At 63.7% G+C, this 21870-nt stretch carries 22 protein-coding genes; 8 read left to right on the forward strand and 14 right to left on the reverse strand.

What is annotated here, in order from left to right:
• The first annotated feature begins 299 nt into the window (after positions 1 to 299).
• From AWB82_RS37730 to AWB82_RS38875, 3 genes are all read left to right on the forward strand, one after another.
• Entirely contained in the window at positions 300 to 530 is a 231-nt protein-coding gene (locus AWB82_RS37730; protein ID WP_159462622.1) for a hypothetical protein, read from the forward strand.
• Between the two features lie 402 nt (positions 531 to 932).
• Entirely contained in the window at positions 933 to 1379 is a 447-nt protein-coding gene (locus tag AWB82_RS24400; RefSeq protein WP_086971816.1) for an ester cyclase, read from the forward strand.
• Between the two features lie 560 nt (positions 1380 to 1939).
• On the forward strand, positions 1940 to 2074 hold the full coding sequence (locus AWB82_RS38875) for a hypothetical protein (protein WP_268811040.1): 135 nt from the start codon (positions 1940 to 1942) through the stop codon (positions 2072 to 2074).
• A 43-nt stretch (positions 2075 to 2117) separates the two neighbouring features.
• Here AWB82_RS38875 and AWB82_RS24410 read toward each other — a convergent pair whose 3' ends face one another.
• The 3 genes from AWB82_RS24410 to AWB82_RS24420 form a co-directional block, all read right to left on the reverse strand.
• Positions 2118 to 4643, reverse strand: coding sequence for a glucose/quinate/shikimate family membrane-bound PQQ-dependent dehydrogenase (locus AWB82_RS24410; protein ID WP_086971818.1), 2526 nt, complete (start codon positions 4641 to 4643; stop codon positions 2118 to 2120).
• 206 nt (positions 4644 to 4849) lie between these two features.
• Positions 4850 to 5173: a hypothetical protein gene (locus tag AWB82_RS24415; RefSeq protein ID WP_086971930.1), complete on the reverse strand. Its 324-nt coding sequence runs from the start codon at positions 5171 to 5173 to the stop codon at positions 4850 to 4852.
• Positions 5174 to 5226: 53 nt separating this feature from the next.
• Complete coding sequence (locus AWB82_RS24420; protein WP_086971820.1) at positions 5227 to 5475, reverse strand: hypothetical protein; 249 nt, start codon at positions 5473 to 5475, stop codon at positions 5227 to 5229.
• A gap of 126 nt (positions 5476 to 5601) precedes the next feature.
• On the opposite strand from AWB82_RS24420, the gene AWB82_RS24425 reads away from it, so the two are divergent.
• Positions 5602 to 5979: a hypothetical protein gene (locus AWB82_RS24425; RefSeq protein ID WP_086971822.1), complete on the forward strand. Its 378-nt coding sequence runs from the start codon at positions 5602 to 5604 to the stop codon at positions 5977 to 5979.
• A 16-nt stretch (positions 5980 to 5995) separates the two neighbouring features.
• On the opposite strand, the gene AWB82_RS24430 is transcribed toward AWB82_RS24425, so the two are convergent.
• The gene (locus tag AWB82_RS24430; protein ID WP_086971824.1) at positions 5996 to 7192 is read right to left on the reverse strand and encodes an amino acid aminotransferase; all 1197 of its coding nucleotides are present in this window, start codon (positions 7190 to 7192) and stop codon (positions 5996 to 5998) included.
• A gap of 57 nt (positions 7193 to 7249) precedes the next feature.
• The gene (locus AWB82_RS24435; RefSeq protein ID WP_086971825.1) at positions 7250 to 8617 is read right to left on the reverse strand and encodes an amino acid permease; all 1368 of its coding nucleotides are present in this window, start codon (positions 8615 to 8617) and stop codon (positions 7250 to 7252) included.
• Positions 8618 to 8962: 345 nt separating this feature from the next.
• Between AWB82_RS24435 and AWB82_RS24440 the strand changes: the two genes are divergently transcribed.
• Positions 8963 to 9226, forward strand: a complete 264-nt coding sequence (locus AWB82_RS24440; RefSeq protein WP_086971827.1) for a hypothetical protein — start codon at positions 8963 to 8965, stop codon at positions 9224 to 9226.
• A 77-nt stretch (positions 9227 to 9303) separates the two neighbouring features.
• A complete protein-coding gene (locus AWB82_RS38055; RefSeq protein WP_200818197.1) occupies positions 9304 to 9465 on the forward strand; it encodes a hypothetical protein in 162 nt (53 codons plus the stop codon).
• Positions 9466 to 9525: 60 nt separating this feature from the next.
• Here the strand turns inward: AWB82_RS38055 and aroQ are convergent, their stop codons facing one another.
• From aroQ to AWB82_RS24455, 3 genes are all read right to left on the reverse strand, one after another.
• Positions 9526 to 9981 (reverse strand): type II 3-dehydroquinate dehydratase, encoded by a 456-nt coding sequence (aroQ, locus tag AWB82_RS24445; RefSeq protein WP_086971828.1) that lies wholly within the window; start codon positions 9979 to 9981, stop codon positions 9526 to 9528.
• A gap of 36 nt (positions 9982 to 10017) precedes the next feature.
• On the reverse strand, positions 10018 to 11076 hold the full coding sequence (locus tag AWB82_RS24450; protein WP_268811041.1) for a Gfo/Idh/MocA family protein: 1059 nt from the start codon (positions 11074 to 11076) through the stop codon (positions 10018 to 10020).
• A gap of 95 nt (positions 11077 to 11171) precedes the next feature.
• Positions 11172 to 12590 (reverse strand): MFS transporter, encoded by a 1419-nt coding sequence (locus AWB82_RS24455; protein ID WP_086971832.1) that lies wholly within the window; start codon positions 12588 to 12590, stop codon positions 11172 to 11174.
• 395 nt (positions 12591 to 12985) lie between these two features.
• On the opposite strand from AWB82_RS24455, the gene AWB82_RS24460 reads away from it, so the two are divergent.
• Positions 12986 to 14557, forward strand: coding sequence for a sensor domain-containing diguanylate cyclase (locus AWB82_RS24460; RefSeq protein ID WP_086971834.1), 1572 nt, complete (start codon positions 12986 to 12988; stop codon positions 14555 to 14557).
• 6 nt (positions 14558 to 14563) lie between these two features.
• Here AWB82_RS24460 and AWB82_RS24465 read toward each other — a convergent pair whose 3' ends face one another.
• From AWB82_RS24465 to AWB82_RS24480, 4 genes are read right to left on the reverse strand one after another with little or no spacing between them, the layout of a single operon-like run.
• Positions 14564 to 16903 carry a bifunctional diguanylate cyclase/phosphodiesterase gene (locus tag AWB82_RS24465; protein ID WP_086971836.1) on the reverse strand — a complete coding sequence of 780 codons (2340 nt, stop codon included), beginning with the start codon at positions 16901 to 16903 and terminating at the stop codon, positions 14564 to 14566.
• Between the two features lie 13 nt (positions 16904 to 16916).
• A complete protein-coding gene (locus AWB82_RS24470; protein WP_086971838.1) occupies positions 16917 to 17513 on the reverse strand; it encodes a methylamine utilization protein in 597 nt (198 codons plus the stop codon).
• A complete protein-coding gene (locus tag AWB82_RS24475; protein ID WP_086971840.1) occupies positions 17510 to 17929 on the reverse strand; it encodes a group I truncated hemoglobin in 420 nt (139 codons plus the stop codon). The genes AWB82_RS24470 and AWB82_RS24475 overlap by 4 nt, the downstream gene beginning before the upstream one ends.
• A 2-nt stretch (positions 17930 to 17931) precedes the next feature.
• A complete protein-coding gene (locus tag AWB82_RS24480; protein ID WP_235023422.1) occupies positions 17932 to 18813 on the reverse strand; it encodes a DUF3034 family protein in 882 nt (293 codons plus the stop codon).
• Between the two features lie 318 nt (positions 18814 to 19131).
• On the opposite strand from AWB82_RS24480, the gene AWB82_RS24485 reads away from it, so the two are divergent.
• Positions 19132 to 19326: a hypothetical protein gene (locus tag AWB82_RS24485; RefSeq protein ID WP_235023423.1), complete on the forward strand. Its 195-nt coding sequence runs from the start codon at positions 19132 to 19134 to the stop codon at positions 19324 to 19326.
• Between the two features lies 1 nt (position 19327).
• Here the strand turns inward: AWB82_RS24485 and AWB82_RS24490 are convergent, their stop codons facing one another.
• Both AWB82_RS24490 and AWB82_RS24495 read right to left on the reverse strand, forming a co-directional pair.
• The gene (locus AWB82_RS24490) at positions 19328 to 20008 is read right to left on the reverse strand and encodes a response regulator transcription factor (RefSeq protein WP_086971845.1); all 681 of its coding nucleotides are present in this window, start codon (positions 20006 to 20008) and stop codon (positions 19328 to 19330) included.
• Positions 19998 to 21854, reverse strand: a complete 1857-nt coding sequence (locus AWB82_RS24495; RefSeq protein WP_086971932.1) for a PAS domain-containing sensor histidine kinase — start codon at positions 21852 to 21854, stop codon at positions 19998 to 20000. The genes AWB82_RS24490 and AWB82_RS24495 overlap by 11 nt, the downstream gene beginning before the upstream one ends.
• Positions 21855 to 21870 lie beyond the last annotated feature (16 nt).

A 21870-nucleotide genomic window follows, 5' to 3' on the forward strand; every position in this document is an offset into this window, starting at 1 on the left:
GTCGTTCGATTCCTTGAATCAACGTTTGCCCCTCCTGCCCGGATGACTCGCGCAGAGGGTATTTCAACAGGCTGCTAGAGAATGCGTACAGGGCAGTGTTGCAGCGGCATCAGCATGGCCATGCACCGGACCATATCGAAATTCGCCCGGAACGGTCAGCTTGACATTTGAGTCTATTGATATTTTCGAGCAACTCAAAGGCGAACGCGATGGGAACAAAGATGACGCGGATAGAGGAGAGGTAGCCTCACTCGTTCGGACAGTTTCTGAGATTTTTAAGCGGAACGTCCGGCGCGATCATGCTGCCGATTCAATCACAGCGTTTCCGGTTGTACCGTTCGATGACTTTGCCGATTGAGCGTCGGGCACTGCTGACCGACTCGCAGGCCTTCGAGAATCAGCGCGGTTTTGGCGAGGATAAAGTGACCGCCGTCACGGTCGAGCACGAGGGCTGGCAGCGGTGTTGCCGTAAGCCGCCCAGCATTCAGAGGAACGATGCGAGCCGTCAGGCCAAGGCTGCGAGCCGATAGCACGCCAAATCTACCGGTGACGGTAGCGGCTGCGTGTTTGAGTTGAGCGCCATCCGCTGGGATGTTGTGTAAAGAGGCGATAGTCACCAAAGTCGAGAGACCGAAACCTTCCGCATATTTTTATACGCGATAGTTACCACTATTCTTTGAAGCGACCTGCTCAGTCCTCTAATATCTCCACGAGTTTTGGTGGATTTATTTTCCTCACATAATCAGTACAACTTCTAATCCTAAATTTAAACTCCGAATTTCCGACATGTTTATTCGGTTTATCTTCGTCAAACACGGAGAAGACTCGCACGGCATAACGCCTCCGCCAGAACCGCCCCCTTCGCGCTCGCTCCCGCATCGCGCTAAAGTGGCTGCGCAGTGCTGCAATCCATTCCTCACCAAGGAGGCACCATGCAGACAAATCAGCTCACCCAATCGGCCGCGCGCGAGGCGGTCGAGCGTCTCTATCGCGCGTTTTCCACCCAGGACGTCGCGCTGCTGCGGCAGGCCGTCACGCCCGACTGGCAATACGTCCCTGAACCGCCCGGACAAAAGCCCGGTCCGGACCAGATGATCCCGATCTTCGAAGATCTCGCCACCGCGCTGCCCGACATGCGCATCGAGATTCTCGACATGCTGATGCAGGAAGATCGCGTCGGCATCCGCGCGGAAGTGAGCGGCACGCAGTCCGGGCCGCTGCTCGGCATTGCCGCGACAAAAAAGCCGATCCGCTTCGCCATCCATTCGTTTCACGAATTGCGCGACGGTCTGGTGTCGAAAACGTGGCATCTGGAGGACTGGCTGAGCGTGTTCCGGCAACTCGATGCCCTTCCGCCAAAGGTGAACCCGCCGGTCTAGGCGCGTCGCGCTCGCGTCTTCGCGCCCGGCGACGCCTTCGCGCGCAGGACATGCTCCACGCACAATCCAACGAGCGTCGCGTCCAGCCGCTCCAGCGCGCTTCCTACACGGCCGCGCTTAGCTCGCGCATGCGCGCGAATCCCGCCGCGCGCGCCCTTTTCTCCAGCATGCCGACTAGCGCCTCCAGCGACTACGGCGCGTCATGCGCGGCGCTTGCGCGCGTGTCGTCGAAGAGCGAAGAAAGCGCGTCACGCTGCCTTGCAGCCGGCGACGCGCATCCACGAGATCGCGTAGCGATTCGGCGCGCTCGTGATCGCGCGCCGCCTTCGCCGGAGCCGCCGCTACGCGCGCCCACGAACGCCGCGATGAGCACGACGGCGCCCTACGCTGCGATGCGAGAACGAAACCGCGTCTTCATCAGCATGCTCCTAAGAGGGCCGGGACAACGCGGCGATTCGCCTTTTCGTATTGTCAATTTCCCGAAAGAAATTTGTTGCAGCGCGTCACATGTGCTAACCTAGGGTTATTACCTAGTCAGTTACCCTAGTACGGAGTTCATCATGGGAATCTTCGCCGCCACCCCGATCGCCCTCGTTTCCTTCATCGCTGCCAAGCTGCGCGCCGCCATGCACGACGCGCTCGACGCACGCGCCAAAGTCAGCGCGCTGATGGCCGAAGCCTATCGGCGAGCGTAACGCGCGGGCGCGGGCTAATATTCGCCGCGCCGCGTTCCTGCATTTACTGCAACGCGTAGGCGATTACGTAATCGCCGGCCTTCGTGCCGAGCGAGCCGTGACCGCCCGCCGTCACGAGCACATATTGTTTGCCGCTCGCATCGGCGTAGCTCATTGGCGTGGCCTGTCCGCCCGCCGGCAGCCGCGCTTCCCACAGCTTTTTGCCGTCGCGCACATCGTAGGCGCGCACGTATTGATCGAGCGTGCCCGTCAGGAATGCGACGCCGCCCGCCGTCACGATCGTCCCGCCGAGGCTCGGCACGCCGAGCGGCATCGGAATCGGCAGGGGCGCGCTATCGACGATAGTGCCGTTCTTGTGCATCCACGTGATCTTCTGCTTGCGCATGTCCACGCCCGCCATGTAGCCCCACGGCGGCGCCTGGCACGGAATCCCGAGCGGTGAAAGAAACGCGCTGATCTCGTAGCCGAACGGCGTGCCGCGCGCGAGCTTAATGCCGCTCGTTTCGCTGCCCTTCTTCTCGCCGTTCGCCCCCGGAATCTTGTCGCGCGGAATCAGCTTTGATGTGAACGCCATGTAGTCCGGATTCGCAATCAGAATCTGCCGCACCGGATCGACCGAAATTCCGCCCCAGTCGAACACGCCGAAGTTGCCCGGAAACACGAGCGTCCCTTGCTCCGACGGCGGCGTGTACGGCCCGTCGTAGCGCAGACTCTTGAACTTGATGCGGCACCAGAGCTGATCGAACGGCGTCGTGCCCCACATGTTCGCTTCCGTGATGCGCGGCGGGTTGAAGTTGAGCGCGGAGACCGCCTGCGTCGGCGCGGTGTGATCGCCCTGCGCCGCGCCGCCCGGCACCGCAACCTCGCTGATCGGCACGATCGGCTTGCCGGTTTCGCGATTCAGCACGTAAATACTGCCCTGCTTCGTCGACGCAATCACCGCCGGCTGCACGCCCTGCGCCGTCTGCAAATCGACGAGCGTCGGCTGGCCGCCGACATCCATATCCCACAAATCGTGGTGCGTGAACTGATAGTTCCAGCGCAGCTTGCCCGTCGCCGCGTCGAGGGCGACCAGGCCGGCGCCGAACTTTTCGGCCTGCGGCGTGCGCCCGCCGCCCCATTGATCGGGCGTCTGATTGCCCATCGGCAGATAGATGATCCCGCGCTTCTCGTCGACGCTGAACATCGACCACATGTTCGGCGAGTTGCGCACGTAGGTGCCGCCCGCCGCGATCGGCTCGGTGGCGTCCGGGTTGCCCGAATCCCAGTTCCAGACGAGATGACCGTCGTTGACGTCGAATGCGCGGATCACGCCCGAAGGCTCGTTGTTCGATTCGTTGTCGGTCACGTGGCCGCCGACGATCACGAGATTGCGGAACACGGCCGGCGGCGACGTCGAGTAATAGCCGCCCGGCGTGAACGGGCCGATGTTCGCGCGCAGATCGATCGAACCGTCCTTGCCGAAGCTCGCGCACGGCTTGCCGGTGTCCGCGTCGAGCGCGATCAGGCGGGCGTCGGCGGTCGGCAGGAAGAGACGTCGCGGACATTCGGCCTGCGCCGTGGTTTGCGCGGGCGTCTGCACGGGCGCGGAGGCTTCGGCCGGCGCGGACGCCGCCTGCGCTTGCGCATCGGACGATGCAGCCGGCGCGTTCGCATCGACCGGTGCCGAAGCAAATGCGGCTTCGGAAGCTGCGGCGGCGGGCATCGGGTGCATCGACGCATCGTAATAAGCGACGCCCCGGCAAGTCATGTGCTCCCAATGCTTGAACCCGATCGGGCTCTGAATCTGCGGGTCGAAGCGCCACTTCTCTTTTCCGCTCGCGGCATCGAGCGCGATCACCTTGCTGTGCGGCGTGCACAGGAAGATCGTGTCGCCGACCTTGAGCGGCGTGTTCTCGTCGGTGGTTTCCGTCGGATCGTCGGCGCCGGGCATGTCGCCGGTGCGATACGTCCACGCCACCTTCAGCCGATTCGCGTTCTCCGGCGTGATTTGCGTAAGCGGCGCATAACGCTGCGCGAGCGGCGAGCCGCCATAGTCGATCCAGTCGCCCGGCGCGCGGCCGGTCGCCGCGTTTGTATCGGGCTGATTGGCATCGGCGGCGACACTCACGTCGATGCGCCCCGGCCGGTCGTGCGGATTGTTGAACCACGTGCCGACGCCGAGCAGCAGCGCAAGGACGATGGCGGCGGCGAGCGGCGTGCGCGCCGCGCGCGCGGTCGAGGGCGGCCCGAACAGCGCGCCGCGATGCACGAAAGGAATCAGCAGCCAGATCGCGAGTAGCACCCAGATCCACAAGCGTGGCATCAGTTGCCAGAAATCGAACTGCACTTCGACGACCGCCCAGATCGTCGAAGCGAACAGCATCAGCGCGAAAAGGAGCAACGCTGAACGCCGCCGGATCAGCAGCAACAGCCCGGTCAGCACGATGGCCGCGCCCGCGATCACGTAGTACCACGATCCTTTGAGCGCAACGAGATACGCACCGCCCGCCGCCAGCACCACGCCGATGACGATAAACACTATGGCCGTAAAGAACGTGAGCGGATTGAGTCTTCCGTTGCCAGCCATGCTGAGATCCTCCGTGACGATGAAAGGCGGAACACGGCCGTCGCGCGGTCGTGGTTCGGACGCTGTCGCGTGCAGGAGGAGAGCAATCGTTGTGCCGTTGGGCGGGAGATGAAACGTGCGAGAAGCGCTTACAGATAGCTTCCGCGAATGAGGCGCAGGCGCGCCTTGCGGATCGAAAGCGGGATTAAAGCGGGATCAAAGCGGAATCAGCGCGGCCGCGGCCAGAGTCCGCCGTACGCGCTCGCCGGCATGACGCCGGAGACGAACGCCGCCTTGAGATCGGCGCGCTCGGAGAAGCGCGGCGCATCGAACCACGTCAGGAATTCTTCGCGCCAGACGCCCCACGCGTTTTCGTCGAAATCGAAATCCTCGTCGATGCGGCCGTTGTCGCGCAGATAGGCTCCGACCACTTGCGTGCCGTTCCAGTACGCGACGGCGACGTCGGTCAGATCGGCCGTCACGCCGTGGGGCAGATCGCGCAGCATCATCGCGACGTGCGCCTTGAACGATTTGAATTCGGTCGGTCTCATCGCCTGCTCCGCTTCAAAAAAGTGCGTGGAAAAAGCTGCTTGCGCGTGCTTGTTCAATTGAACACGCCTTTATTCAAGTCTTTTTCGAACGCGGCGGTCCATTCCGTGCCGTGTCCAATGCGATATTCGCGTTCCTTCAAGGTGGAACGTCGCGTGATGGTGACTTGGCCTTGCAGCGGATACACGTCGTCCACGACATCGGACGCGCCGCCTTCGTGCACGAGAAAATCGCTCTCGTCGAGCCGATGGCGCGCGAGAATCGCAAGGAATTCCGCTCTTTCGTCCGGCGCAATCACAGTCATGTCACCCTCCATGATCGAAGGCTGCTTCCATTCAAAGTAGCACACGCGCGGAGGAACGTCGGCGCATATCTTGCGGCAAGCGCGGCACGGCGCACGCGCCACGAATTTACGAGGAGTCGAATCACGATGAAACGCGCAACGTTGACGATTTGGGCAAGCGCACTGGCGGCGCTCTCGTGCGCGCCCGCGCACGCCGACGACGCCGTCTGCGGCACGCTCGAAAGCGCCACGAACGGGCAGAACGGCATGATCGCGCTGCGCGAAGGCGAAAGCGTGAATTTCTGGCGAGGCGGCGCCGTGCGGCACGGCGCGCTGCATGTCTACAAGGACGGCGAGGTGTATCGCGTGTACTGGCAGCCGGAAGGAAGCGGCGATGTGTACGTGCTCGCGAACGAAGGCACGACGAGCGTGCGGCTCATCCTGACGCCAACGCGCGGCACGCAGGTCAACACGGGACCAGGCAGCCTGCCGCCGCAGAAAGTGCTGTCCTGTCCCGTGATGTAGCTATTTTCTTCGGCGCTTATTTCGCGAGCACCCGGCCGATGGCGTCGGCGACGATCTGCACGTTGCTGTCGTTCAGGCCCGCGACGCACATGCGGCCCGAGCGCAGAATGTACACGCCGAACTCCTCCTTGAGACGGTCCGCCTGCTCCGCGACCAGACCCGTGTACGTGAACATGCCGCGCTGCTTGATGTAGCGCGTGAGCATTTCGCCGCGCACGTGATCCTTCAGGCCGTCGTGAATCGCCTGGCGCATGCGCGCGATGCGCTGGCACATCGACGCGAGTTCCTTTTCCCACGACTGCTTCAGTTCGGGCGTGTTGAGCACATGCGTGACGATCTTCGCGCCGTGCGTCGGCGGATTGCTGTAGTTCGCGCGCACCGCGCTCGTCAACTGGCCGAGCACGCGATCGGCTGCTCCGGCGTCGTCGCAGACCACGTGCAGCCCGCCGCAGCGCTCGCCGTACAGCGAGAAATTCTTCGAGAACGAATTGGCGATGAACGCCGGCACGCCACGGCGCGCGATCTCGCGCACGGCGAACGCGTCGTCGTCCAGACCCGAGCCGAAGCCCTGATACGCCATATCGACGAACGGCAGCAGATCGCGCTTTTGCAGCACGTCGACGATCTTCACCCATTGCGCCTGATCGAGATCGACGCCCGTCGGGTTATGGCAGCACGCGTGCAGCAGAACGACGCTCTTCGCGGGCAGCTTGTCGATGGCGTCGAGCATTGCATCGAAGCGCAGGCCGCCGGTGGCTTCGTCGTAATACGGATACGTATTCACCTCGAAGCCCGCACGCTCGAAGATGAAACGGTGGTTCTCCCAGGTCGGGTCGCTCACCCACACCTGCGACTTCGGAAAATAGCGCTTGATGAAATCCGCGCCGACCTTCAGCGCGCCCGATCCGCCGAGCGTCTGCACGCTCGCGATGCGGCCGTCGGCGCGCGCGGGGTTGTCGTTGCCGAACACGAGCGCCTGCACCGCGTCGCGATAATGCGCGAAACCGGCCATCGGCAAGTAAGGTTTCGGGCCGAGTTCCTTCAGGATTGACAGTTCCGCTTCGCGCACGGCCTGCATTACAGGCAGGCGGCCTTCGTCGTCGAAGTAAATGCCGATGCTCAAATTGACCTTGTTGGTGCGCGGGTCCTTCTGGAAGTTTTCGTTCAGCGACAGGATCGGGTCGCCGGGGTAAGCATCGATATGTTCGAACATGGTGACGGTGTGGGGACGAGAGATCAGCGAGATTGCAGACAATGGGCGCGCTTCACGTCAGCGCCCTCTTCTTTTGAGATAGTAGCCGATTCCGAGAACGGCCAGCCAGACGGGAATCAGGAACACGGACAGGCGCAGATCCGGAATCTCGTACATCACCCACACGATGCCCGCGAGAAACGCGAGCACGATGTAGTTCGTGAACGGATACGCGAAGCTCGGAAAGGCGGTCGCTTCGGCGTTCGCGCGTTTCTGCCGGCGGAACATGAGGTGGATGATGCTGATCATCGCCCAGTTGATGACGAGCGCCGACACCGCGAGACCCATCAGCAGGCCGAACGCGCGACCCGGAATCACGTAGTTGATCACGACGCACGTCGCCGTCGCCAGCGCCGACACCGCCAGCGCCGCGAGCGGAATGCCGCGCCCGCTCACGTTGAGCAGCGCGCGCGGCGCGTTGCCCTGCTGCGCGAGGCCGTAGAGCATGCGGCTGTTGGCGTAGACGCCGCTGTTGTACACCGACAGCGCGGCTGTCAGCACGATCACGTTGAGCACGTTCGCGACGAGCGTGCTGTTCATCTCGCAGAAAATCAGCACGAACGGACTGCCGCCGGTCGCGACCTTGTCCCACGGATAGAGCGAAAGCAGCACGGCGAGCGCGCCGACATAGAAAATCAGAATGCGATAGATGACCTGATTGGTCGCGCGCGGAATACTGCGCGACGGATCTTCCGCTTCCGCCGCCGTGATGCCGACGAGCTCCAGCCCGCCGAACGAGAACATGATCACGGCCATCGACATCACGAGGCCGTGCACGCCGTTCGGAAAGAAGCCGCCGAGCCGCCACAGGTTCGCGACACTCGCCTCCGGACCCGCCTTGCCCGACACGAGCAGCCAGCCGCCAAACAGAATCATCGCGACGATGGCCGCCACTTTCACGATCGCGAACCAGAACTCCGTCTCGCCGTAGGACTTCACGCTCGTCAGATTGATCGCGTTGACGATCACGAAGCATGCAAGCGCCGATATCCACATCGGCAAGTGCGGCCACCAGTAATGCATGTAGATGCCGACGGCCGATAGCTCCGCCATGCTCACCAGAATGTAAATGGCCCAATAATTCCAGCCGGAAATAAAGCCGGCGGCGTGGCCCCAGTATTTATCGGCGAAATGGCTGAAGGAACCGGCGACCGGCTCCTCGACGATCATCTCGCCTAGTTGCCGCATGATGAAAAACGCCATCAGCCCGGCGATCGAATAGCCGAGCAGCACGGACGGCCCGGCGAGCTTGACCGTTTGCGCGACGCCGAGAAAAAGACCGGTGCCAATTGCGCCGCCGAGCGCGATCAACTGGATGTGGCGGCTCTTGAGCCCGCGTTTGAGCGCTTCGTGTGGAGGTGCTTCGTTCGTGTTGCCTGAAACCATGTCGATGCCTGCGTGAACTACAAGGAATTACCGATTTTTCCGCCCGAACGATCGCGCTTGTCGTTTCGTCCGACTTGTGGTCTGCTCATTGGGTAAAAACTGTTGTTTTTTCGTGCGGATGACCCCACAGGGCGCTGCAAAAAAGGCCGATTATCTGTGGACGGATCTGCGATTTTACCGCCTGGCGACCCGCGAAGCCTTGATGGGCGGACCTACCGCAGCCGCGCACCCGATGTTCGAGGGACGCACAACAAACGAATTGAAGCCGAAATCAGGGGTTGTTCGGAGGATTGCTTAAGGCGCGTCGGCGGGAGAATTGCATCATCCACTCACGACGGGGTCGCCATGTATCAAACGATGGAAGGAAACGCCAAGCCGCATCGCACGGCGGAGTGTTTCACGGAAGGATCACAAGACAGCGCGGCGGCGACGCAAGCCGAATTGCTGAACGCGCTGCAGTCGGTGTCGGACAACATCATGCGCCTTGCCGGGAAGCTGCGCGGCGAGCGCAACGCCACCGCCGGCGATGCAGTGACCATTACCGAGCAGCATGCGCTCGCGCAAAAGCTGATCGGACGCTTGCTGACGCTGCCCGCGTCGCAAGCGTAACGGACCAACAGGGCCAACAGAGGGGAGCAGCGGTGACGGCCTGAGCCGCCCGCGCTCGGAGCATCGGGGAGAGGGATATGAGCTACTTGACGATCATCGCGGTGGTCTGGGCAATTTGCGCGATTGGTGCGGTGCTGTTCATCCGCGGCGCGGCGCAGCGCAATCACGAGCCGCTGCGCAAGCAGAGCGAACGCGAGCCGGTTACGCCCGCCTCGAAGGACTTCAGTCACCCGGCCTGAGTCTGACTACACCGGCGAGACGTCCACACGTCTCGCCGGAAACTTGCCCGCCTTGCGGCCTTATTTGCCCGCGTCGATTGCGTTTATCGCTGCGACCGCGGCGCGCAGGCCCAGCAGGTAGCTGTCCACGCCGAAGCCGGAAATCTGCCCTCTGGCAATTTCCGCGAACATCGATTTGTGGCGAAACTCTTCTCGCGCGTGCACGTGCGACATGTGCACTTCGATGATCGGCGCCTTCAGAATAGCGAGCGCATCGCGGATCGCATAGCTGTAGTGCGTCCACGCGCCCGCGTTGATGACGATAGCGTCGACGTTTTCCTCGAACGCGCGATGAATGCGCGAGCACATCTCGCCTTCGATATTTGTCTGGTAGCCCTCCACGTCCACGCCTAGCTCCTTGCCCAGCGCGGCCATTTGCTCGTCGATCTGCGCGAGCGTCGCCGTGCCGTACTGCTTCGGGTCGCGCTTGCCGAACATGTTGAGGTTGACGCCGTGCAGCGTCAGAATCTTTGCCATGTGATTTCCTTGAACTGGAAGGGGAATTGAAAAGTTTCAGGCGGTCTCGACGATCTTGCCGCTCGTGGCGGCAAGCACGATAGCCTCGGTAATCCGCAGATTCTGCAGCCCGTCGCGGGCGCTGACAATAGGCTCGGCTTCCCCGCGCACCACGCGCCCGAAATGTTCCATCTGATGCGCTAGCGGATCGTCGCGGCGCATCGGCACGATGTTCTCCTCGAACGCCTTCCACCACGAGCGATCTTCGGCCTTCGCGTAGGATTTGAGACGCATCGTGGGCACGGAAAGCGAACCGAAAGTGCCCGCGATCACGTAGCAGTCTTCGTCGGGATACGTCGAGTACGCCTTGTTCTCCTGCGACGTCTGCTCCCAGCTTCGCGGGCACGCGGCCGTATCGGACAGCATGAACGTGCCGAGCGCGCCGCTCGCGAAACGCAAATTGATCGCGACAGTATCTTCGACCGGAAAGCCGCGCGTCGCGTGCGAAGCGAACGCCTGCACCGCGACGATGTCGCCGCACAGCATGCGCAAGTTGTGCACCTCGTGGATCATGTTGAGCAGGATCGGGCCGCCGCCCGGCTCGCGCCGCCACGGCGCGCTGGCGTAATACTCGTCGGGCTTGAAGAACACCGCGCTGCCCATCACCGCGACCAGTCTGCCGAGACGCCCTTCGTCGATCACCTGTTTCGCGCGCGCCATGATCGGGCTGTGCGCGCGATGATGGCCGATCAGCACGTTCACGCCCGAGCGCTCAACTTCATCGACGAGCGCCTGCGCCTCCTCCACGGTCGGCGCGATCGGCTTTTCCAGCAGAATCGGCACGCCAGCGGCGATACAGATTCGCGCATGCTCGACGTGCAACTGATTCGGCGTCGCGAGCACGATGCCGTCCGGGCGATCCTTCGCGAGGAGTTCATCGAGTGTTCTGTAGAGCGGCACGCCCGCTTTCTCCGCGATTGCAACGGCGGCCGGCGCCGGATCGACGATAGCGCCGAGCGTGCAACTCGCACTCGCCTGCGCGACGCCCATGTGCGCCTGACCGATATAACCCGCACCCGCCACTGCAATACGCGTTTTGCCTGAGTCTGTCTTCACTTGAATTCACCGGTTGAGAAAAATGCGCGCGCAAGGGCACGCGGACGGCGCGGATCGCGCGCCGCCGTGAGAAAAAGCAATTGGGGGAAGGAGGTTTAGGAAGCGCGCGCGTTGGCGACGGATTCCGCGCGCAGGCGCTCGTACTCCGTTTTCTCGACCGGACGCGCGTCGCGCTCGCCGAGCTGATTGAGCGGAATGCGATACGTCTCCCGCGCGCTCCACGCCGCAATCGCCGCGATGATCGTGACGGCGAGCGTGATCGAGCCGATCGTGAACGGAATGTTCATCGATCCCGGCGGCGCGACAGTCGCGAACAGCGCGGGCAAGAGCGCGGTGATGGTCGTGCCGACGTTCTGCGCAATGGCCATCGCGGAGACGCGCGTGCGCGTCGGAAAGAGCTCGGGGTAGAAGCTCGGGAAAATCGCGTTATAGCCCTGATAGACGATGCCCCACATCAGCAGCGACGCGACAATCGCCATGCCGACGCTGTGAATGCTGATCGCGTAGAGATACAGATACGACAGCAGGCCCGACGCGATCGCGCCGACGATGATCGGCGGTTTGCGCCCGATCTTGTCGGAGAGATTGCCGACGATCGGGATCACCACGACGGCGAGAATGTTGCCGACGACCGGAATCCACAGATACACGCTCTTGTGAAAGCCAACGCCGTAGGCCGCCTGCACCGCATACGCCGCGCCGAAAATGGTCGCGACCACGGGAATCACGTTCATCAGCGCCATGCAGACGACGCGGATCATGTCGCCGAGGTTGTACTTGAAGGCATCGACGATCGGCGAGCGCGGCACCGCGCCCTTCTCGCCTTCCTTCTCGAACGCGGGCGTCTCATGCACTTCGCGCCGGATGATGTAGCCCGCGACCAGCACGAAAGCCGAAAGCAGGAACGGAATGCGCCAGCCCCAGGAATTGAACGAGTCCTCGGGCATGTAGTACGCGAGCGGCAGGAACACGGCGGCGGCGAGAATCTGCCCGGCCTGCACGCCCTGCAGCGTGAAGCTCGCGAAATAGCCGCGCCGCCCGAACGGCGAGTGTTCGAGAATCATCGAGCTTGCGCCGGAAATTTCGCCTGCGACCGCGAAGCCCTGAACCAGCCGCAGAATCACGAGCAGCGTCGGCGCGAGCATGCCGACGCTGTGATACGTCGGCAGCAAGCCGACCGCCATCGTCGAGAAGCCCATCAGGAACATGCACAGCACGAGCACGGTCTTGCGGCCGTGGGTGTCGCCCCAGTGGCCGAGCACGAACGCGCCGATCGGGCGGGCGACGTAGCCGACGCCGTAAGTCGCGAGCGACGCGACGATCGCCACTTTCGGATTACCCGATGGAAAGAAGAGCTGCGGAAAGATCAGCGCGGCGGCCTGCGCGTAGATGAAGAAGTCGTAGTATTCGAGCGCGGAGCCGATCCAGCCGCTCGCGGTCGCCTTCCTCGTCTGCTTTTGGTGCTCGGCGTGCGACCCGCCTTTTGCACCGGGTGAGAGAGAGTTCGTGTCCATGACGTCTCCTTTTATGAATCGCCCGACGGTTTCTGTGGCCATCTTTCCGACGATACTGCTTATTTCATTCCTTACCGACGACGCCTTCGCGGCATCGCGCGCAGGACATCCGAACATGATCACCTCTGAAACGAAAGCTTTCGATGAGGCAAAACCCGCGCGTGCGCCGTGAAATGAAAGACTTGAGCGGTAAATTACTATGTCCGCGAGAAATAATAATCAGGCTTGGAGGAAAGTCAGAATGCGCTGGGGGTGAATAATCCGCCGACATTCTTTCTAATCCGCGCCGCAGTCTTGCCTAAAGAACGCCCACACGCCGCCGTATACACGACTACCAGCGGTAACGGCATCGCCGCTGTCTTCATCTTCATCCTCACGCTGGCCCGGTCTCACGTATGTCAGGCAATCCGTCCTTGATCGATTCGATTCTGGCCACGCCGGCCACAGAGGACGGCTCCATCACGCCCGCCCTTCGCGCGCAGCTCCTGTCGACGCTCGTCGAAGATATCCGCCCGCTTCTGCTGTCCGGCATTTCCGGCGCGTTCGTCGCGCTGATCGCTCTGGGACGCCAGCCGTCCGTCTGGACGATGCTATGGCTCACCGCCGACGCGCTTCTGCTCGCCACGCGTCTCACGATCGTGTCCCGCTATCGCGCGCTGAGCGGCCGCAGCGCGCCGCATCCCGGCCCCTGGGCCGCGCGCTATGCGCCGTTCGCTCTTCTCACCTGTCTCGTGACCGGCCTCGGCACGATGGCCTGCGTCATATCCGGCGACGCCGTTCTCGCGTCGCTCGCGATCATGGTGACGGCGGGATTGCTCGGCGGCGTCGCGTCGCGTAACGCGGGCACGCCGCATCTGGCGATCGCGCAGGTGTGCCTCGGCGCGCTGCCGATCGGCGTCGGCGGACTGTTCGGGCCGTCCGGCTACTGGATTCTCGTGCCGCCGCTCATCCTCTATATCGGCGCGATGTCCGCGGTCGTGCAACGCCACTACCGCGGCCTCGTCGCGCTGATGACCGCCGAGCAGGGCCACGCCGAAATCGCCGCGCGCTTCGACGCGGCGCTCGCGCACATGCCGCACGGCCTCTGCACCGTGGATGCGTCGGGCAAGGTGGTGATCGCGAATCGCAAGGCGGCCGAGTTGTTCGGTGCGACCGTCGAAATGCTGCGGCTGAACGTTTCGCTGCCGGAATTCATCGGCTATGTCGGGCTCGCGAAGTTCGGCGAAACGCTGCGCGCGCAGTTCGCCGAGCGCTGCGCGCAATGGCTCGAAAACGGTAATCTGCCGCTCGATCTTCCGTTGCGCGACGGCCGGCATCTGGAACTGAGCCGCAATCCGGTGCCGGACGGCAGCGCGGTGATCATCATCGAGGACGTGACGGAGCGCCGCAAAGCCGAAGCCAAAATTCTGCACTGGGCGCATCACGATTCGCTCACGGGCCTGCCGAACCGGCGTTATCTCGGCGATCACGCGGGGCGTCTGATGTCGGGCGGCGCGGGCCGCGAAAAGGTGACGGTGATGTACGTCGATCTGGACGGCTTCAAGCGCGTGAACGACTCGCACGGCCACAATGCGGGCGACGAACTGCTGAAGCTCGTCGCCGACCGCCTGCGCAACGCGATGCGTCGCGGCGAGCTGGCCGCGCGGCTCGGCGGCGACGAATTCGCGATCGTCGCGACCTACATCGCGGACGGCGCGAACGCCGTTTTCGCGCGCAAGATCATCCGCGAGTTGTCCGCGCCGTACACGCTCGCGTGCGGGCTGACGGTGCGCGTGGGCGTGAGCATCGGCATCGCGCTCGCGCGTCCGGGCGAGGTCTTCGAAAGCACGTTGAAACGCGCCGACGCCGCGCTTTACGAAGCGAAATCGGAAGAACGCGGCGCTTTCCGGTTCGCCGATCGCGACGGCGACGCGGCAGGAAACGACGAACAGGCCGTCGCGAACGCCGAGCGCGGCCGCGCCTGGTAGACGCCGCTACGCCTCTTCCGGCCCGGCGATCGACACCTCCGGGTTCGTCTGCCACGCTTCGAGCCAGGCTTCGAGCTTCGCGGGCGGCAGCGGCCGGCTCAGGTGATATCCCTGCGCCAGATCGCAGCGCAGCGTCTTGAGCCGCTCCAGCATCTCTTCGGTTTCGACGCCCTCCGCCACGACCTTCAGCCCCATGTTGTGCCCGAGATCGATGGTCGAGCGCACGATGGTCTCGTCGTCCTTGTGCAGCGCCATGCCCATCACGAACGACTTGTCGATCTTCAGCTCGTCGACGGGCATGCGCTTCAGATACGACAGCGACGAATAACCCGTGCCGAAATCGTCGATGGACAGGCGAATGCCGAGCGCGTGCAGCCGGTCGAGCGTCTCGATCGCGTGATTCGGGTCGTCCATGATCGCGCTCTCGGTGATCTCGATCCAGATCGATTCCGGCGCGACGCCGTGCTTGTCGAGCAGGCTCTGGAAGATTTCGGGCAGCGTCGACTGAATCAGCTCGCGCGCCGACACGTTCACCGACACGGCGAGGTCGATGCCCCGCTTGCTCCACGCGGCGCACTGGCCGATCGCCTTGTCGGCGACCCAGCGCGAAATCGTCTTGATGTAGCCGGTCTGCTCCGCGAACGGGATGAACTGGTCGGGCGCGACGAAGCCGCGCGTCGGATGATCCCAGCGCACGAGCGCCTCGACATATTTCACGCGCTGCGTCGCGAGATCGACCTTCGGCTGATAATAGAGCGTCAGCTGATCGTGCTCGACGGCCTGCCGCAGCTCGCTCATCAGCGAAAGACGCTCGGCGCTGTTCTGGTCGTGACGTTCGTCGTAGACCGCGAAGCCGAGATTCGAGCGCTTCGCCACGTACATCGCGATATCGGCGCGGCGCAGGAGCACGTTCATGTCCGCGCCGTTCTGCGGAAACGTGACGATGCCGATGCTCGCGCCGACGTCGACGAGCTGCCCTTCGATCGTGATCGGCTCTTCCAGCGCGTGCAGCATGCGCGTGGCCAGAAGACGCGCGTTGGCCAGATCGTCCGTCGGCAGAAGCACGGCGAACTCGTCGCCGCCCAGACGCGCGACCGTGTCGGTCTCACGCTGCAGCGCCGCGCGCAGGCGCTTGGCCACTTCGCACAGCAGCATGTCGCCGATCGGATGCCCGAGCGTGTCGTTCACGTACTTGAAGCGGTCGAGGTCCATCATCATCACGGCGAGCGGACGATTGCCGCGCAGCGCCGCGCCGATCGCCTGCTGCAGGCGGTCGTTGAAAAGCGCGCGGTTCGGCAGGCCGGTCAGCCGGTCCATATACGCGAGTTCCGTGATGCGCTTCTCGCGCTCGGAAATACCGTCGCGCATCTGATTGAACGCGCGCGCCAGTTCGCCGATTTCGTCGTTCTGGCGAATCTCGATCGGCGCGGCGTAATCGCCCTGCCCGATGCGCTTCGAAAACTGCGTGAGCGCCGCGATCGGACGCGTGACCGAGCGCGCCATGAGCACGCTGCCGACGATCGATACGAGCACGCCGATGAGCGTGATCAAGAGCAACGTCGTCTGCACGCGATGAAACGGCGCGAGCGCCTCGTTGAGCGAGCGTTCGAGCAACACCGCCACCGCGCGCCCTTCGGAGTGCAGCCGCATGACGCGCGTCGCGTAGCCGTTGGCGGCGAGTTGCGCCTGATCCGTGAGCGCGTCGCGCGCTTCGTGAGCAAGCGAACTCGCGAGCACGCCTCGCTTTCCGTCGTCGCCGACGGCGAGGAACGACACATCGAGCGACGTGAGCGAACTCAGATCGCGCGCGAGGGCGTCGTCGATCGCGAAGCCCATCACGACCCACGCGATCGTGATCGGCGCCTTCACCGGCACCGCCACGAGCTGATACGCACGCGGGCCGATCATGCCGAACGACGACGCATCGCCGTTCTTCGCGACCGTTTTGATGAGCGCGGGAAACGGAAACGCCATTCCTTCGGGCCCAACGCCGCCGCTATGGGCGATCAGCTTGCCGTCGAGATCGACGAGCATCACGACATCCGCGTGGATGCGGTCGCCGTGATTTTGCAGCGCGGACGCGACCGTCTTGCTGTCGTGCGTCGCGACCGCCTCGCGAAAACCGAAGTCGAGCGCGACCACGTTCGCCGCCTGCGTCAAGCGCTCGCTGTTGTCGCGCAAAACCTGCGCGAACACGCGCTCGGCCACCGAAAGTTGCTCCTCGGCGTTGAGATGCGCGTTCTTCAAAATCACCGAGTTGATGACGAGAAACGCCGCCGCCTGCGCGACGAGCATCAGCACGACGAAGACGAGCGCGATCCGCGCGCGCAGGCTGTGAAGGCGCATCGTGTCGGGCGTCCTATTCGGCGGGTCGCAGTTGCAGGGTGAACTTCGCCACGCCGTCCGCGTTGACCTTCTGCGTCGGCTGCGCGTTCGGATCGCTCTGGCGGAAATGCCACGCGATCACCTTGTACGCATCGGCGGGCAGATTCTCGATGGTCGCGCCGCCGCTCGCATCGGACTTCGCGAACCACGGCGTATCGACAATCAGCAGATACGCGACCATCGAATCGTGAATATTGCAGCCCATCACGACGAGGCCGGGCTTGTCGAACACGACCGGATTAGCCGGAACGCCGTGATACAGGTTCAGCTCGAAGCGCTTGGGCGGCGAGAACGAATAGACGTCGTGCTCGATGTTGTCCTTGTTCGGGAACGTCACCGACGCGCCCGTCTGCACGACCGACACCATCGGCACGAAGCGTCGCTTGATCTGGTCGATGACCGCGCCCGCGGGCTTCGTCGCGGGCAGCTTGCCGTTCACGGGCAGCGCATAAACGATGGCGTCGGGCACGGGCGCGCCTGCCTGATCGAGCACTTGCACGCGCACGCTCGCGGCATGGGCGAGCGTCGCGCCGAACGCGAGCAATGTAACGAGAGTTTTGAGCATGTTCATTCGCGGTCCTGCACCTCGCGGTACATCGGCGCGAGCTTCGCCAGAAGTTTGTTTTGCGCGTGGAAGGGCACGCCGTTCTTGTCCATCGCGGCCTGCAAGTCTTCGACGAGCGCATTGAACGCGGCCCGGTCGATGTTCTGGCCTTCGTGCGTGCGCCGCATCGGGCGACCGGTGTAGACGCACGGGCCGTCGAGCAGCACGCAAATCTGCTCGACGAGCTTCTGCTTGATGCGCTTGACGGGCGCGTTGTCGAAATACGGCGCGGTACGCGGATCGGAGAGCACGTTGTCGTACATGTCGTCGACGATTTTCGTCAGCCCTTCTTTCTCGCCGAACTGTTTGTAGAGCGCGTCGTCGGCGTGCGCGTTGGCGCACCCTAGCACGAGAGCCAGCAGCGCAACATGGCGGATTTTCATCGTCAAAACCCCGCCTGCAAGGAAACGTAGAGACCGCGCTGATTCTTCACGGTCGCGATGTCGCCGAGCGCGACATACGCCGCCGTCAGCGAGACGTGCTTGTTGGGCGCCCACGCGACGAACGCATCGTAGGCGTCCTGCTCGCGCGCGAACGAAAGGTTGTTCGGCTTCATGCGATATTCCCCGCCGATCGCGACGTTCTTAGACAACAGATACGCCACCGACGACTCGAATTCCGGGTGATAAGCATTCGATTTATCGCCGCCGAAGCCGAGCAAGCCGAACTGGTTCGCCTTCGTGAAACGGAGCGTGCCGTTCAGCAAGAGGCTTTGCGCGAGCAGCAGCTTGGTGGCGGAGAGGTAGAAATCGGTGCCCGAATTGCTCGCGGCGCCGACCGCCTTCACGATCGCGCCCTCTTCGTTGTGCTTGAACTGCAAGCCTGCCGCGATTTGCGGCATCCACGTGTCCTGATCGAGCACGGCGTCGCCAAGCAGACGAACCTTCACGCCGAAGATGTTCTGGTTGAACTTGAAATTCTCGCCGAGGCCGAGCTGCGCGCCGACATCGCGCGTATTGAAGCTTTGACGCGCGAGCGACAGTTCGACGCGATTCGCGACGCCCACGGTCAAACCCCACGTCCCGAGCGCGTAGTCCTGCGTGCGGATGTAGGTGCCGTGCGCGTTCGCGCCGAGCTGACTCGCGGTGCCGTATCCGCCGATGACGGCCCACGGCGTCAGGCCGCCGCCGGCCGCGCCTTCGACTTCCGAGACGCCGCCCGTCAGCAGCAGCTTGCCGCCGGTGAGCGGCACGACGGGCGGATCGTCGGCGAACGCGGACGACGAGAGCAAAACGAGCGACGCCACGGCCAGGCTGGCGAGGCGCATCTTTGGATGAATCGGGCGCATGCGAGAGGCATTGAGCGGTTTGTCGGGATTTCCGTGTACCGCCTCGGAGTGCCGCGCGATGTGCTGCGGCGAGCCAGGCGCTTTGGGAAGACCGCGCCGGTGGGCGGCGGCTTTTTCATTTACGTGTAAACGGCCGCTGAAAGGTGAACTTGACGGTCGTTCGAAAGAATCGCGATCGTTGTTCGTCGCGAGCAGCCGAATCACACGTTTGTATGAGCGCGCCGAGTCGTTCGTAGAATGGCCGGCGCGCATGCGCTTCACTAAGCTGACGTCATGGTCACGCACTCGGAGCGCATCATGAGCGAAACATCGACACGCAGGCTGTTATCGGGTTGCGCCGCCGTGCTGGCGTTCGGGACGTGGTATTCGCTGAGCGCGCCGCATGACTGGAACGCGCTCGATCGCGCGGGTTACGACACGGAGTTGCCGCTGGAACGGATCGCGCTGAAGGAAGAAGCGGCGCGTTCGATGATCGAGCCGCCGCAACGATGATTCAAAGCCGCTGAGCGCGCGGCGGCGTCGATGCGCCTTGCGGCATCTTCACGCCGAGCGCTTCGGCCTTCAGCACGAGATCGGCGAGCGAACGCGCCGCCATTTTTCTCATCGCCTGGCCGCGATGAATCTTCACCGTGATCTCGCTGAGATTCATTTCCGCGGCGATCTGCTTGTTCATCAGACCCGACACGACGAACGCCATCACTTCGCGCTCACGCGGCGTCAGGGATTCATACGAGCGCCGCAAGTCCGCGACCGAGCGGCTCGCCGCTCGCCGTTCCTCGTCGGCCTGCAGCGACTGCGCGACGGCATCGAGCATGTCCTGATCGCGGAACGGCTTCGCGAGAAAATCCTTCGCGCCGGCTTTCATCGCCTTCACGGTCATCGCGATATCGCCGTGCGCCGTCATGAAGACGATCGGCAAACCGAGCTGGCTCGCGGCCATCTGCTCCTGCACGGCGAGGCCGCTTTGCCCTTTCAGCCGCACATCGAGGATCAGGCAGCTCGGCACTTCGGGCATGTCGTGCGCAAGGAACTCGTGCGCGGACGCGAACGTCATCACGTTCAGGCCGACCGAGCGCAGCAGCATGCGAAGCGCGTCGCGCATCGATTCGTCGTCGTCGACCACGTAGACCATCGCGCCGTGCGCCTTCGTGTCCGCGTCCTTGTCAATGCTCATCGTTTTCCCCTTCGTTTGCGGGCAACACGAAGCACAAGCGCGCGCCGCCTTCATCGGGCGATTCCGCCCATATCCTGCCACCATGCGCCTCGATGATCGAGCGGCAGATCGACAAGCCCATGCCCATTCCTTCGGCCTTCGTCGTGAAGAACGCATCGAAGAGTCGGCGGGCGTTGTCCTCGCTGATACCCGTGCCGGAATCCTGCACGGCGATCTGCGTGTAACCGGGATCGCTCTCGCTCTCGCACGTCGCCACGCGCAAGACGCGCGGTCCGTCCACGCCGGACATCGCCTGCGCGGCGTTCATCATCAGGTTGATCAGCACCTGCTGCAACTGCACGCGATCGCAGCGCACGGTCGGCGGCGGCATCGCGAGATCGGTGCGCACGTCCACGCGATGACGCGCAAGTTCGCGCCGCACGAGCTCGATCGTCTCGCCGGCGATCTCGTTCACGTCGAGCGTCGCGGGCTGGCTGTCGCGCTTTCTCGCCATCGCGCGAATGCGGGCGATGACCTCGCTCGCGCGCTTGGCGTCGCGGATCATCTGCGCGATCGACTGCTGCGCCTCCGCGATTTCCGGTTGCGCGCGATTGAGCCAGCGCAAGCCGGCGTCGCCGCTCGTGACGATCGCGGCCAGCGGCTGCGTGACTTCGTGCGCGATCGACGCGGCCAGCTCGCCCAGCATGGTGACGCGCGTCACGTGCGCAAGCTCGGCCGTCGAACGCGCGAGCGCTTCCTGCGCGAGCTTGGTCTCGGTGACGTCCATCAGCGCGCCGACGTATTCGTCGCCGTCGCCGTCGCTTTCGCTCGATGCGCGATGCGCGACGAAATGCACGTGCTTCACCGAGCCGTCGGGCAGCAACAGACGATGCTCGACGTCGATCTCGCACGCGCCCTCCAACGCCGCTTCATGCGCGCCGCGCACGATCGCGATGTCGTCGGGATGCGCGCGCGCCAGAATCGCTTCGATGGAAGGCGTCGTGTCGCGCGGGTAATCGAAGATGCGATACGCCTCGTCGGACCACCACATCGTGCCAGCGGGCAGACGCGTCGCGATACTTCCCGTGAGCGAGAGCCGTTGCGCGTCGAGCAGGAACGCTTCGCTGCGCTTCAACGCATCGCGCTGACGCTGCAACTCCGCTTCCATGCGCTTGCGCTGCGTGATGTCGTTGCTCGTCGCGAGCACCGCGCACGGCACGCCTTTCGCGTCGCGCAGCAAGGCCGCGCGGCTCGCGATCACGATCTCGCCGCCGTCGTGGCGCACACGCGTGATCTCGCCGTCCCAACGGCCCGAGCGCAAAAGCTCCGCGCGAATCTGCGCGTGCGGCACGGGCGAGTTCGATTGCGTCATGCGATGGATCGGCTGACCGATCGCCTCTTGCGCCGGATAGCCGTAGAGCGCTTCCGCGCCGCGATTCCAGAACGTGATGCGCTCGTTCATGTCGTGCGCGACGATTGCATCGTGCGCGAGATTCAGCAGTTCGAGCTGCTCTTGCGTCTTGGTCGTCGTGGCCTGAATGCGCAGCGAGAGAATGGCGGTCGTGCCGATCGCGAGCAGGCTCACCGCGCAACGCGCGAGCGCGCCGCCCGACACGTTCTCGTCGTGCGAAAGAATGAAGCCGATGAGCGTGAGGATCACGCAGCCCCACGCCACCGTGACCGTCGCGGCGCGATTGCCCGTCGATGCGATCAGCAATACGACGACGACATACAGCACCGCGATGGCGATATCGAGCGGCGTGAGCGCGTCGATGAGAAACACGGCGAGCGCGATGGCCGCCGCGAGCATCGATACGATGCGTGTATCGTGACGCACCGCGCGCGGCGCGCTCTGGAATGTCTCCATCACGTGGTCATCGGCG

It is taken from the genome of Caballeronia glebae, from assembly GCF_001545035.1.
Taxonomy (GTDB): domain Bacteria; phylum Pseudomonadota; class Gammaproteobacteria; order Burkholderiales; family Burkholderiaceae; genus Caballeronia; species Caballeronia glebae.

Coding starts and splice junctions, on each gene's coding strand:
- AWB82_RS24420 (WP_086971820.1), bottom strand. CDS start 5,475: ATGACTGTGATTGCGCCGGACGAAAGAGCGGAATTCCTTGCGATTCTC.
- AWB82_RS24475 (WP_086971840.1), bottom strand. CDS start 17,929: ATGAAAATCCGCCATGTTGCGCTGCTGGCTCTCGTGCTAGGGTGCGCC.
- AWB82_RS24495 (WP_086971932.1), bottom strand. CDS start 21,854: ATGGAGACATTCCAGAGCGCGCCGCGCGCGGTGCGTCACGATACACGC.
- AWB82_RS24435 (WP_086971825.1), bottom strand. CDS start 8,617: ATGGTTTCAGGCAACACGAACGAAGCACCTCCACACGAAGCGCTCAAA.
- AWB82_RS24410 (WP_086971818.1), bottom strand. CDS start 4,643: ATGGCTGGCAACGGAAGACTCAATCCGCTCACGTTCTTTACGGCCATA.
- AWB82_RS24415 (WP_086971930.1), bottom strand. CDS start 5,173: ATGAGACCGACCGAATTCAAATCGTTCAAGGCGCACGTCGCGATGATG.
- AWB82_RS24430 (WP_086971824.1), bottom strand. CDS start 7,192: ATGTTCGAACATATCGATGCTTACCCCGGCGACCCGATCCTGTCGCTG.
- AWB82_RS24465 (WP_086971836.1), bottom strand. CDS start 16,903: ATGCGCCTTCACAGCCTGCGCGCGCGGATCGCGCTCGTCTTCGTCGTG.
- AWB82_RS24455 (WP_086971832.1), bottom strand. CDS start 12,590: ATGGACACGAACTCTCTCTCACCCGGTGCAAAAGGCGGGTCGCACGCC.
- AWB82_RS24460 (WP_086971834.1), top strand. CDS start 12,986: ATGTCAGGCAATCCGTCCTTGATCGATTCGATTCTGGCCACGCCGGCC.
- AWB82_RS24400 (WP_086971816.1), top strand. CDS start 933: ATGCAGACAAATCAGCTCACCCAATCGGCCGCGCGCGAGGCGGTCGAG.
- AWB82_RS38055 (WP_200818197.1), top strand. CDS start 9,304: ATGAGCTACTTGACGATCATCGCGGTGGTCTGGGCAATTTGCGCGATT.
- AWB82_RS24470 (WP_086971838.1), bottom strand. CDS start 17,513: ATGAACATGCTCAAAACTCTCGTTACATTGCTCGCGTTCGGCGCGACG.
- AWB82_RS24485 (WP_235023423.1), top strand. CDS start 19,132: ATGAGCGAAACATCGACACGCAGGCTGTTATCGGGTTGCGCCGCCGTG.
- AWB82_RS24490 (WP_086971845.1), bottom strand. CDS start 20,008: ATGAGCATTGACAAGGACGCGGACACGAAGGCGCACGGCGCGATGGTC.
- AWB82_RS37730 (WP_159462622.1), top strand. CDS start 300: ATGCTGCCGATTCAATCACAGCGTTTCCGGTTGTACCGTTCGATGACT.
- AWB82_RS38875 (WP_268811040.1), top strand. CDS start 1,940: ATGGGAATCTTCGCCGCCACCCCGATCGCCCTCGTTTCCTTCATCGCT.
- AWB82_RS24440 (WP_086971827.1), top strand. CDS start 8,963: ATGTATCAAACGATGGAAGGAAACGCCAAGCCGCATCGCACGGCGGAG.
- AWB82_RS24425 (WP_086971822.1), top strand. CDS start 5,602: ATGAAACGCGCAACGTTGACGATTTGGGCAAGCGCACTGGCGGCGCTC.
- aroQ (WP_086971828.1), bottom strand. CDS start 9,981: ATGGCAAAGATTCTGACGCTGCACGGCGTCAACCTCAACATGTTCGGC.
- AWB82_RS24480 (WP_235023422.1), bottom strand. CDS start 18,813: ATGCGCCTCGCCAGCCTGGCCGTGGCGTCGCTCGTTTTGCTCTCGTCG.